Here is an 11490-nt window from a genome sequence, read left to right on the forward strand (position 1 = left end):
CTCCGTGCGCGAACTGTTCACGAGAACGGCGGGTCAGGCCGGTGGGTGGTCGATCTTCCAGCAGGAGCGACCGTTCCGTTTTGCCGCGTAGAGCGCTGCGTCCGCACGTCGCATGAGATCACTGTGGTCGACGGCGCGGCCGATCGCTCCACCGACGGTGACCGACACGGCGTAGGTCACGCCATCGAGATGCACAGGGTCAGCTGCGATGGCGGTCACGATCTGCTCCGCCAACTCGTCGAGTTCGGACACCTCGGGAGCCCACACGACCATCTCGTCACCGCCGACCCGCGCAACGAGGTACTCCGGGGCGACCACGGACACGACTCGGCGTGCGGTCACCTCGAGGACACGATCACCGGCGGCGTGACCGTGCACGTCGTTCACCCGTTTGAAGTGATCGAGGTCGACGAACAGCAATCCGACGCGCTGGTCGTCGGCGGTCTCGGCGATCACCTCGGCGAGGCGATGTCGATTCGCCAATCCGGTGAGCGGGTCGTGCGCGGCATTGTGCGTCAACTCGGCTTCGCGGATCTTGCGCTCGCGGATGTCGTGGGCCATGACGACGTGGCGCCATTCCCCGTCGTCGACCGTCGTGCTGACGGTGAGCGCAAGGTCGACGCGCACCCCGTCGAGGTCGGTGAACTCGGTGTCACCGCTCCACGTCCCCTCCTCGACGAGCAGCGCCTCGATCGATGCGAGCCGGTCGAGCAGTCGGGATGAGTACTCGTAGCTCTCGAGGTCGGTGGTGAACGCCGGATCGAGACGACCGAGGAGTGTCGCCGCCGACCGATTGACGTAGGTGAGCCGACGGTTCTCGAACACCAGCACCGCATCGGCGGCTGCCTCGACGATCTCCCCGAGGCGTTGGGTCCGCTGCTCCGACCGACGCAGCTCGTCGATGTCCTCGATGACCCCGACGAATCCGGTGATGTCGCCGTCGTCGTTGCGGAGCACCGACATTCGGGACGAGACCCACCGCGATGATCCATCCACGTGGAGGAGCCGATAGTGGGCCTGGAACGCCCCCGCGGTCACTGCGTCGTTCGCCGCCTCCATGACCGAGACGAGATCGTCGGGATGCACGAGATTGAACATCGGCAGGTCGGGCGTCTGGGCCAGACCGAGCCCCGTCAACTCCTCGTATTTCGGATTGACGTAGGTGACCTCGCCGGACGTCGTCGCCTCCCAGACCGCGACCGCAAGCATGTCGGTCATCGTCCGGAAGCGTGTGTCCTGTGACTCGAGTCGCCGACGCGAGTCGCGCCGCCGGTCGTAGTCGGTGACGACCAGATCGACGGCGACGTCGGGATCGCCGCTCACCGGCAGGGCGACGAACCGAAAGCGATGACGGAGGCCGTTGGGGTCGGGCGCCTCGTAGGTCAGGACCCGTTCGACCCGCTTGCCCGTGCGGCACGCGACCACTGCCGGATGCTCGTCACGCGGAATCGATTCGCATTCGTCGTCGCTCATCGTCCAGCCGTCGGGCAACGGGTGACCGCCCACCAGCGACCCGCTCTCGATCCCGAGTCGCTGCTCGACCTTGAAGCTGTCGACCACTCGGCCGTCGTGCCCGATCAGGATCGTCCCTTCGCGCACCGCCAGTTCGATGTGGCGATACGTCCTGCGGATCGATTCCTCCAGCGGGAAGGCCTCGCCGTCGCTGGCCCCGAGCGACCCCACCTGGGCCGACCGACCGGGGGGAAGCGCAGAATCGTGCACGTCAGGAACCCCGATCGTCCTCGGCAGGACGGTCACTCCTCGGACGGAGCGAAGATGCCGTCCATGAGCTGTTCGAGTTCCTGATCGTGAATCGTCTTCGAGCCCGTCGCCGGACTCCCCGATTCCACGCGGGCAACGTGGCGCAGGTCGTAGCCCTGCTCCTTGACCCGCCAGGTGTGGTGCTCGATGAAGTTCCAGGCGCCCATGTTCTCGGGCTCCTCCTGCAACCACCGCAGTTCTGTCGCGTTCGGGTACTTCCGCAGGATCGCGAGCATCTGTTCGGTCGGCAGCGGGTACAGCTGCTCGACACGCACGATGGCCACCGGCTCCTCGCGCTTGTCGCGCTCGGCCATTGCATCCCACGCGACCTTGCCCGAGCAGAACACGATCCGGGTCACCGACTCCGGATCGAGGTCGGCCGGGTCGTCGATGACCTCCTGGAAGGATCCCTGCGTGAGCTCATCGATCGACGAACGGGTCTGTTTCATCCGCAGACCCTGCTTGGGCGAGAACACGATCAGCGGGGTCTGACGCTCTTGGTGAACCTGGCGCCGGAGCAGGTGGAAGAAGTTCGCAGCGGTCGTCGTGTTGACGATCTGCATGTTGTCCTCGGCCGCGAGTGTGAGGAACCGCTCGATCCGCGCCGAGGAGTGCTCGGGACCCTGTCCCTCGTAGCCGTGCGGCAGGAGCAGCACGACGCCGTTCTGCTGACCCCACTTGTCCTCGGCGGCGACGATGTACTGGTCGATGATGATCTGTGCGCCGTTGATGAAGTCGCCGAACTGCGCTTCCCACACGACCAACGCATCCCGATTCGTGTGGCTGTAGCCGTACTCGAAACCGAGCGCCGCGTACTCCGACAACAGCGAGTCGAACACCCAGAATCGAGCGTCGTCGGCGCCCTCGAGGCTGTCCAGCGGAACGAAGGCCTCGCCGGTCTCGTAGTCGATGAGCGCCGCATGGCGATGGCTGAACGTGCCGCGTCGGGTGTCCTCACCCGAATATCGCACCGAACGGCCCTCGAGCACGAGCGAGCCGATCGCGAGTGCTTCGCCGAGCGCCCAGTCGATGTCACCCGACTCGTACATCTTGGCCCGCTGCTCGAACTGCTTGGCGAGCTTCGGATGAATCGTGAAGCCCTCCGGGTAGTCCGTGAGCTGAGCGAAGATGGAGTCGAGCCGATCGCGGTCGACGCCGGTCGGAACCGGTGGGAGGACGCCGACGGGAGATGGCGGCCGAGGCACGATCATCGAGGCCGGTGCCGAGGAACGCGTCTCGTCGAGGGCCACCTGCAGCTTCGCGTGGAAGTCGGTGAGCGCCTGCTCGGCTTCGTCGATCGTGATGTCGCCACGCTTGACCAGCGATTCGACGTAGAGCTTGCGGACGCTGCGCCGATCGCCGATCGCCTTGTACATCAACGGCTGCGTGTAGCTCGGATCGTCGCCCTCGTTGTGACCATGGCGCCGGTAGCAGACCATGTCGATCACGACGTCCTTGTTGAACGTCTGGCGGTAGTCCCACGCGAGTTGAGCCACCCGCACGCACGCTTCGGGGTCGTCACCGTTGACGTGGAAGATCGGCGCCTGGACGGTCTTTGCGACATCGGAACAGTAGGGCGACGAGCGGGCGTTGCCCGGCGCGGTCGTGAAGCCGATCTGGTTGTTGATGATGAGGTGGATGGTTCCGCCGATGCGGTAGCCACCCGTGTCGCTCATCGCGAGACACTCGGCGACGACGCCCTGACCTGCGAACGCCGCGTCGCCGTGGATCAGCAGCGGCAGGACGGGGAACGAACCCGGTGGATCGATCTGGTCCTGCTTCGCGCGCACCATGCCCATCACGATCGGGTCGACCGTCTCGAGGTGGCTCGGGTTCGCGGCGAGCTCGATCGCGATGTCGGCACCGGCCGGGCTGACGTACTTGCCTTTCGCCCCCAAGTGGTACTTCACGTCGCCGGAACCCTGAACGGACGTGGGATCGAGGTGACCCTCGAACTCCGAGAAGATCGCCTCGTAGCTCTTGCCCATGATGTTCGACAGGACGTTGAGACGACCACGGTGCGCCATGCCCAGGACCGCTGAGTCGAGGCCGTCGTCGGCGGCGTTGCCGAGGATCACGTCGAGGATCGGGACCGCCGACTCGGCACCTTCGATGCCGAATCGCTTCGTGCCGACATACTTGGTGGCGAGGAACTTCTCGAACGACTCGGCGGCGTTCAAGCGCTCGAGGATGCGGCGCTTGTCGTCGATCCCGAACTCCTGTTGCGGGGTCTCGACCCGATCCTGCACCCATTTCTGCTCGTCGGTGCTCTGGATGTGCATGTACTCGACACCGATGGTGCGGCAGTACGCATCACGCAGGACACCCAACAGGTTGCCCAGCTTCAACTTCTCGACGCCACCGACACCGTCGGTGAGGAACTCACGGTCGAGGTCCCAGATCGTCAGACCGTACGTGGCCGGGTCGAGCTCGCGCGGAGTGTGCGGCTCGGTCCACCGCAGCGGGTCGAGGTCGGCGATGCGGTGCCCGCGGACACGGTGGACACGGATCAACTTGGCGACGGCCATCTGCTTGCGCAGCATCGCCTCCTCCTTGTTGATCGGGTTCGTGTCGGGACGCCACTTGACCGCCTCGTAGGGCAGGTCGAGGCTCTGGAAGATCTCGTCGTAGAACTCGTGCTCGCCGAGCAGCAACTCCTTGACCCGCTTGAGGAACAATCCCGATTCGGCGCCCTGGATGATCCGATGGTCGTACGTCGAAGTGATCGTGACGACCTTGCTCAACCCCATCCCGGCGAGACTCGCCGGGTCGGCCCCCTCGAACTCGGCGGGGAAGCTGATCGATCCGACTCCGACGATCAGCCCTTGGCCGGGCATCAGGCGCGGGACCGATTGAACCGTGCCGATCGTGCCGGGGTTCGTGAGCGACACGTTCGCGCCCATGAAGTCGTCGACGGTGAGCTTGTTGTTCTGGACCTTGCGGATCAGTTCGTCGTACGACGCGAGGAACCCGGCGAAGCCGAGCGTGTCGGCGTCGCGAATGATCGGCGTGAGCAAGGTTCGGCTGCCGTCGGACTTCTCGACGTCGACGGCGAGCGCCATGTTCACATGGTCGTGCTGCACGAGCAGCGGCTTGCCGTCGTCGTCGGTCGTGAAGCCGTTCTTCATCGCCGGGACCGAATCGGCGATCGCCCGCACGACGGCCCAACCGATGAGGTGGGTGAAGCTGATCTTGCCCTGCCCCGACCGTGCGCGGAAGCCGTTGATCACCTTGCGGTTGACCTCGAGCAGCTTGGCGGGCACGTTGCGGAAGCTCGTGGCGGTCGGAACGTCGAGGCTCGCCTCCATGTTCCGCACGATCGCCGCGCCGGCACCGCGAATCGGCTTGCCGGGATCGGCCTCGGGCTTCGGTGCGTCCTCGGCCGGCTTGTCCTTCGTCTTCGCCGGCTTGGCGGGCGGAGCCGGCTTCGCGTCCGATTTCGTCGGTGCGTCGGCCGGAGCCGGGGCCGGAAGCTCTCCCGATCCGTCGGAATCGTGGTCCGACGAGCGATGTGCGGCCGCAACCTCACGCACACGAGACGATGAAGCGGCCGCTGCAGCGAGGGACGGCGCGGTGGCCTTGTAGTCGGCGAAGAACTCTTGCCACTGGTCGCCGACCGAGTCCGGGTCGTTCACGAACTGCTCGTACATCTCCTCGACGAGCCAGGAGTTCGCACCGAAGTCCGTCCCTGTTCCTCCGGTCTGGTTTTCAGGCGTTGCCACGACCGACAGGGTAGCCACGCGGTGTCGGTTGACGAGATGGCAAACGCAACAATCTGGCGCCTCGGCCCTCCGTGTGAGCCCGGCATGGAGCCGAGCGGCCCCATCGCGCCGGAAACGGGCGTCCGGTCCGTCGATCGCAACGCATGGTTAGGGTGACGCCGTGACGGATGCCGTGACGAGTGAACCCACCCGCGCCTCCGTCGTCCCATGGAAAGGGTTGATCGTCGGCGCTGCCGCCGGCCTGCTCAGCGGGCTGTTCGGGATCGGTGGGGGGATCGTCATCGTCCCCGCGCTGCTGACGCTGCTGTCGATGGACCGCAGGCTCGCCCATGGAACGTCGCTCGCGGCCACCGTCCCGGTGGCCGCCGCGAGCCTCGTCACGTACGCGGCGGGAGATCACGTCGACTGGACGGTGGCGCTGTTCCTCGCGATCGGCGCGATCGCTGGTGCGGTCGTGGGCACGCAACTGCTCCAGATCATTCCGAAGCGGCCGCTCACCATCATCTTCGTCGTGGTCATCGTGCTCACCGCGGTGCGCCTGCTGATTCCGTCGGACGCGGTCGGTCGAGATCCGCAGACCACGGCCACCGCGCTCCTCCTGATCGCGATCGGGTTCATCACCGGCACTCTGGCCGGGCTCCTCGGAATCGGTGGCGGTGTCGTGTTGGTCCCCGCGATGGTGGTGCTGTTCTCGATGCCGCCCGTGCTCGCGAAGGGAACCTCGGTGGCGGTGATCCTTCCATCCTCGATCGTCGGGACCCTGCGGAACCGGTCCAACCGGAACGTCGACCTGCGCGTCGGCATCGCGGTCGGAGCGTCCGGTGTGATCTTCGCCGTGATCGGCGGTCTGATCGCGCGTTCGCTCAGCGCCACCTTCTCGAACGCGACGTTCGCCGTGCTCCTGGTGATCGTCGCGGCGATCCAGATCCGAACACTGTGGCAGCCCGACGCCACACCGAGCCCGAGTCCGAATCCGTCCGAGGACCGGGCGAACGAGGTCCACTGATCGATGCACGTCGCTGTCGTTCTGGCCCATCCGAATCCCGACGGTTTCGCCCACGAACTCGCCAGCCGCGCGGTAGCCGGGCTGAGTGCGGCCGGCCACGAGGTGGAGCTGGTCGACCTGTACGGGATGGGGTTCCGTGCCGCGATGTCCGCGGAGGAACGGTCGGCCTATCACGGCGAGCGCCCGATCCTCGACCCGGTGGTCCAGCAACAGGTCGACCTCGTCCGGTCCGTCGATGCGCTCGTGTTCGTGTACCCGACGTGGTGGAGCGGCCTGCCGGCGATCCTCAAGGGGTGGCTCGAACGGGTGATGGTGCCCGGTGTCGGATTCCGCTTCGATGAACGATCCGGCAAGGTTCGACCCGGACTGACGAACATCGACCACCTGATCGGGATCTCGACCTACGGGTCTCCGCGCTGGTACGTGCGGGCGATCAACGACAACGGTCGTCGGACCCTGTTGCGGGCGCTCCGCCTGGCGTGCGGTCGCCGCACCTCGTGTCGATGGTTCGGGCTGTACGGGATCGACGCGAGCTCCCCCGAACAGCGCGCAGAGTTCTCTGCACGGGTCGAACGAGAATTGAGCGAGCTGCGATGAGGCGTGATCGGCGTCGGCGCGTCCTCGTGATCCACTGCCACCCCGCGACCGACGCGTTCATCTCGACCGCGCTCGAGCGGGTGACCGCGGGGCTGAAGGAGTCCGGCGCCGACGTGCGGATTCACGATCTGTACCGCGAGGAGTTCGTGCCCGAGTTGTCCGCTGCCGAGCATCGCGCGCATCTCCGACCGGGCGTCGCCGACGACCTCGATGAGCACGCAGAGGATCTGCAATGGTGCGACACGCTCGTCCTCGTCTACCCCACCTGGTGGTCGGGCCAGCCCGCCATGCTCAAAGGGTGGATCGACCGTGTCTGGGCGTCCGGAGTGGCCTGGGAGCTCCCCGACGGAGCGAGCCGCCTCCGGCCGCGGCTCCGCAACGTCCGTCGACTCGTCGTGGTGACCTCGCACGGTTCGTCGAAGCTCGTCAACTCCCTCCAGGGCGAGGGTGGCAAGCGAACCGTCTTTCGCAGCCTGCGCACGATGTGTCATCCGCTGACGCGGACCCACTGGCTCGCGTTCTACGGCATCGACAACGCCTCGTCCGACAGCCGGACCCGTTTCCTCGAGGCGCTTCCGGACCGGATCGCGCGCATCGTCCACTGACCGTCGCACGACGAAACTTCCAGCGGCGAGCGCTGCGCCGTTCGCTACGTTGCGCCGATGACCCGACCCGCCGCGCCTGCGACCGACGGCCCCGCCTCCGCTCGGACCACCCTTCGTCGCGGCGCGAACCGGGCTCAGTACGCCGACGAGCGGATCCGGGCCATCCTGTCGGCGGGCGTCATCGCGCACGTCGGGGTCACCACCGACGACGGGCCGATCGTGCTGCCGATGGCCTACGGCGTGCGGCCATCGAGCCGCGGTGGGCACGAAGTCCTGATCCACGGTGCGCTCGCGAATGCCATGCTGCGCGCCGGACGATCTGTCGATGTGTGCCTGACGGTCACGATCGTCGATGGATTGGTCGTCGCGCGCACACCGTTCCACAACTCGATGAACTACCGGTCGGTCGTGGTGCGCGGGACGGCGACCGCGATCGACGAACCCGAGCAGAAGCTCGCAGCGCTGCGGACCATCAACGACCACATCACGCCCATCTGGGGGACCGCGCGCCCACCGTCGGCCGCCGACCTGAAGAAGACCCTCGTCCTCGCGGTTCCGCTCGACGAGGCATCGGCCAAAGTGCGCTCCGGCGATCCGGTCGACGAGGCCGAGGACCTGGACGGACCACACTGGGCGGGCGTCGTGCCGCTCTCGTCGAGATGGGGTGCTCCGCTCCCGGCGGCGGACCTCCGATCCCGAGCTCCGATTCCATCCGCCGTTGCTCAACTGGACGGCCAGGACGCCCACGCCGAGGCGTAGCGAGGATCCGAGGAAACACATGACCGACGAATCCCGCCACTCGGTTCGGCTCACGATCGTCGCGACGGATCCGCCCGGGACGGCAGGCGACGGCATCCTGTTCGGTCTCCAGCGCGGTCGCGCCGTGGAGGATCCGGTGCCGGCATGCGACACGACCGAATTCCGAACCGCGATCGACGTCGTACGGACCGGCAACTCCGACGTCGATTTCCAGGGCGATCATGTTCACGGTCGGCGCGGTGATCGCTTCATCTACCTCGCCTGGGGAATCCCGGACCAGACCGAGCCGTTCGTCATGTTCGCCAGGGCGAAGATCAAGCTCGACGGCATCGCCCCCGACCTCCTCGATGCCGCGATCGAACACGATCGCGTCCTGGTCGCCGACCTCCGGGCAACCGACGCGAAGGGTCAGCCTGCCAGCGGCACCATCAAGCCGCCCGCCATCGAATGGCGCACGACGACATGAACCGGATCCAGGTCATCTCATCGGAGGAGGCGCGTCGAAATCGTCAGCCGGCGGCGATGGCGACGGCGATGTCCGCCGCGACACCGGCGTTGTTCTCGGCGAGGGCGAGGTTGGCCGGGACGCTGCGACCGTCGGTCGCCTGGCCGATGCGTTCCAACACGAAGGGTGTGACCGCGGCGCCGACGATCCCGTTCGCCGCGCACTCCGCGAGCGCGTCCTCGAGCACCTGATCGAGTTCGTCCGCGTCGAGTTCGTCGGCTTCGGGGATCGGCACGGTGACGAGCAGTCCCGACGATGGACGTGTCAGGTTCGCGAAGGTCCTGGCGACCTCATCGGCAGTCTCGACGCGATGAGGCACCGGCAGACCGGACGACCGTGTGTAGAACGCCGGGAACCAGTCGTGCTGCCATCCGAGGACCGGCACCCCGGCCGTCTCCAGGTACTCGAGCGTCCGCGGGAGATCGAGGAATGCCTTCGCCCCCGCCGACACCGAGACGACCCGGTGGCTCGCGAGCGCGTCGAGATCAGCGGACACGTCGGCGGTCACCTCGGCACCGCGGTGGACGCCGCCCAAGCCTCCCGTCGCGAAGACCGAGATGCCCGCGGCGGCCGAGATCGCCACCGAGGCGGACACCGTCGTCGCTCCGAAGTCCCAGCGCTGCGCAACGGCCACGGGCACGTCGCGTTCGGCCGCCTTGCGTGCGTCGCCGAGAATGAGCGGGTGCTCGGCCGGGTCCAGTCCGACCCGCACCTGTCCGTCGAGCACCGCCGTGACGGCGGGAACTGCTCCCCTGCCGCGGATCGCCGCGATGCACCGATCCAGCGCCTCGCCGTTGGCGGGCGCAGGCAATCCGAGGTTCGAGTAGATCGTCGACTCCATCGCGACGATCGGGCCGCCGGACTCCAAGGCGTCACGGACTTCGTCGGAACAGCGCACGTCGATCATCGAGATCAGCGTACGGCCGGTCACCGCCCGACCGCCGCGAGGAGCGTCGGCGCCCCTCCCCCGCGGGCATTTTCCGACGGCGAACGGTTCAGGACCTCACGAAACGGGTGACGCACTCGACGTGCGGGGTCTGCGGGAACAGATCGAGCACCTCCACGCGTTGGATCGCGTAACCCTCGTCGGCGAGCAGTCGTGCGTCACGGGCCAGCGACACCGGGTCGCAGCTGACCAGTACGACGACCGGCGCTTCGGTCCGTGCGATCGCGGCCACACCGGGCTTCGCGAGGCCGGGACGAGCCGGATCGGCGACCACGACGTCGATCGCCCCGTGCTTCGGGTCCGCGGTCCAGGCGCCGAACTCGCTCCGCACGATCTCGACGCTGCGGTCGTCGTCACCCTCCCGATTCGACAGGTTCTCACGGGCGTCGAAACACGACGACCGGGCGGATTCGACCAAGGTGACGTGTCGGGCGCCGTGCATGGCGGTCGCCGCGAACAGACCGACACCGCCGTACGCATCGACCGCATGCTCCGCATGTGCGAGTTCCGGGGCGGCGCGCTCGACCGCATCGACGAGCAGTTCGGCCGCAGCCGGTCCCGACTGGAAGAACGACGGAGCCGACACCTGCAGGTTGCGCCCGGCGATGCGCTCCGTCAGGAAGGCCCGGTCACCGATGTGGACCTTCGGCGGGAGGCCACTGACCGACTCCCCCGGTGCTGCATTGCTCCGCCGCTTCTCGTTGCGGCGACGGCGGTCCTCGGGTCGGGTCCAGCGGGCGGTGATCCCGTCGGTCGATGCGGACGTCCGCAACGTCAACTCCACGCCGGGCGCAACGTCGATGTTCCGCAGCAGCTTCGACAGGTTCTCGTGGGCGACCTGGCAGTGGTCGATCTGGACGACCTCGTCACTGCGCTCCTCGCGGAACCCGACGCCGCCGCCGGGCATTCCGACCAGCCGAAGCGTGGTGCGATACCCGTACGGTTCGACCGCCGCTCCGGGCTCGATCCAACCGTCGACCTGATCCGCCTCGAAACGGCCGACTCGCCGGAGCGACTCGGCAACGATCTCCAACTTGGCCGCGAACTGGGCCTCGGGAACGAAGTGCATCCAGCCGCAACCGCCGCATCCGGCTCGGCGGTGCGGACATGTGGGCACGACTCGCGCCGGCGACGGTTCGAGGACCTCGGTGACGGTCGATTTCACGAAGTCCTTGCGATCGTTGCGGATGTCGACTTCGACCTCCTCGTCGGGAAGCGCACCGGTGATGAACGCCACCCGCCCGTCCTCGAGGCGCGCCATCGCATCACCCCCGGCCACCATCCGTTCGGCTCGGAGTGTGACCGGTTCCGTCGTCGACATGCCAGCAGCGTACGCACCGTGTCAGACTCTGACGATGAGCACCTCGGACGAGTGGTACTGGGATCTCGACAAGAAGCGCGCCGTGCCGGCGTCGGAACGCGGGGTGAGCGACAACACGCTCGGTCCCTATGCGAGCAAGGCCGAGGCCGAGAACTGGCGGTCGAAGGTCGAGGAGCGCAACGACGCCTGGGACGACGCCGACGAGGAATGGTCGGACTCCAACCCCTCCGATTGACCCGTTCTCGTGATCTGTTCCGGCGCTCCGTGC

General features: G+C 67.2%; 10 protein-coding genes. 6 read left to right on the plus strand and 4 right to left on the minus strand.

What is annotated here, in order from left to right:
• Nucleotides 1–33: 33 nt before the first annotated feature.
• Both ON45_RS10470 and ON45_RS10475 read right to left on the minus strand, forming a co-directional pair.
• Nucleotides 34–1722 (minus strand): sensor domain-containing protein, encoded by a 1689-nt coding sequence (locus ON45_RS10470; protein WP_148288635.1) that lies wholly within the window; start codon nt 1720–1722, stop codon nt 34–36.
• 32 nt (nt 1723–1754) lie between these two features.
• Nucleotides 1755–5411, minus strand: a complete 3657-nt coding sequence (locus tag ON45_RS10475; protein ID WP_085946534.1) for a multifunctional oxoglutarate decarboxylase/oxoglutarate dehydrogenase thiamine pyrophosphate-binding subunit/dihydrolipoyllysine-residue succinyltransferase subunit — start codon at nt 5409–5411, stop codon at nt 1755–1757.
• Nucleotides 5412–5643: 232 nt separating this feature from the next.
• On the opposite strand from ON45_RS10475, the gene ON45_RS10480 reads away from it, so the two are divergent.
• Genes ON45_RS10480 through ON45_RS21400 form a run of 5 tightly spaced genes read left to right on the plus strand, consistent with a single transcriptional unit; the run spans nt 5644 to nt 8916 of the window.
• Nucleotides 5644–6489 carry a sulfite exporter TauE/SafE family protein gene (locus ON45_RS10480; protein WP_051062869.1) on the plus strand — a complete coding sequence of 282 codons (846 nt, stop codon included), beginning with the start codon at nt 5644–5646 and terminating at the stop codon, nt 6487–6489.
• Nucleotides 6490–6492: 3 nt separating this feature from the next.
• Nucleotides 6493–7086 carry an NAD(P)H-dependent oxidoreductase gene (locus ON45_RS10485; protein ID WP_040493711.1) on the plus strand — a complete coding sequence of 198 codons (594 nt, stop codon included), beginning with the start codon at nt 6493–6495 and terminating at the stop codon, nt 7084–7086.
• Nucleotides 7083–7691: an NAD(P)H-dependent oxidoreductase gene (locus tag ON45_RS10490; RefSeq protein WP_040493713.1), complete on the plus strand. Its 609-nt coding sequence runs from the start codon at nt 7083–7085 to the stop codon at nt 7689–7691. Before ON45_RS10485 ends, ON45_RS10490 begins: the two co-directional genes overlap by 4 nt.
• A gap of 57 nt (nt 7692–7748) precedes the next feature.
• Entirely contained in the window at nt 7749–8450 is a 702-nt protein-coding gene (locus tag ON45_RS10495; protein WP_040493715.1) for a pyridoxamine 5'-phosphate oxidase family protein, read from the plus strand.
• 19 nt (nt 8451–8469) lie between these two features.
• Nucleotides 8470–8916 carry a DUF5990 family protein gene (locus ON45_RS21400; RefSeq protein WP_051062870.1) on the plus strand — a complete coding sequence of 149 codons (447 nt, stop codon included), beginning with the start codon at nt 8470–8472 and terminating at the stop codon, nt 8914–8916.
• A 43-nt stretch (nt 8917–8959) separates the two neighbouring features.
• Here the strand turns inward: ON45_RS21400 and ON45_RS10505 are convergent, their stop codons facing one another.
• On the minus strand, nt 8960–9862 hold the full coding sequence (locus ON45_RS10505) for a pseudouridine-5'-phosphate glycosidase (RefSeq protein ID WP_040493725.1): 903 nt from the start codon (nt 9860–9862) through the stop codon (nt 8960–8962).
• A gap of 88 nt (nt 9863–9950) precedes the next feature.
• Nucleotides 9951–11222 carry a class I SAM-dependent RNA methyltransferase gene (locus ON45_RS10510; RefSeq protein WP_040493717.1) on the minus strand — a complete coding sequence of 424 codons (1272 nt, stop codon included), beginning with the start codon at nt 11220–11222 and terminating at the stop codon, nt 9951–9953.
• Nucleotides 11223–11256: 34 nt separating this feature from the next.
• On the opposite strand from ON45_RS10510, the gene ON45_RS10515 reads away from it, so the two are divergent.
• Nucleotides 11257–11457 (plus strand): SPOR domain-containing protein, encoded by a 201-nt coding sequence (locus ON45_RS10515; protein WP_148288636.1) that lies wholly within the window; start codon nt 11257–11259, stop codon nt 11455–11457.
• The last annotated feature ends 33 nt before the right edge of the window (nt 11458–11490 follow it).

It is taken from the genome of Ilumatobacter nonamiensis YM16-303, assembly GCF_000350145.1.
Lineage (GTDB): Bacteria > Actinomycetota > Acidimicrobiia > Acidimicrobiales > Ilumatobacteraceae > Ilumatobacter_A > Ilumatobacter_A nonamiensis.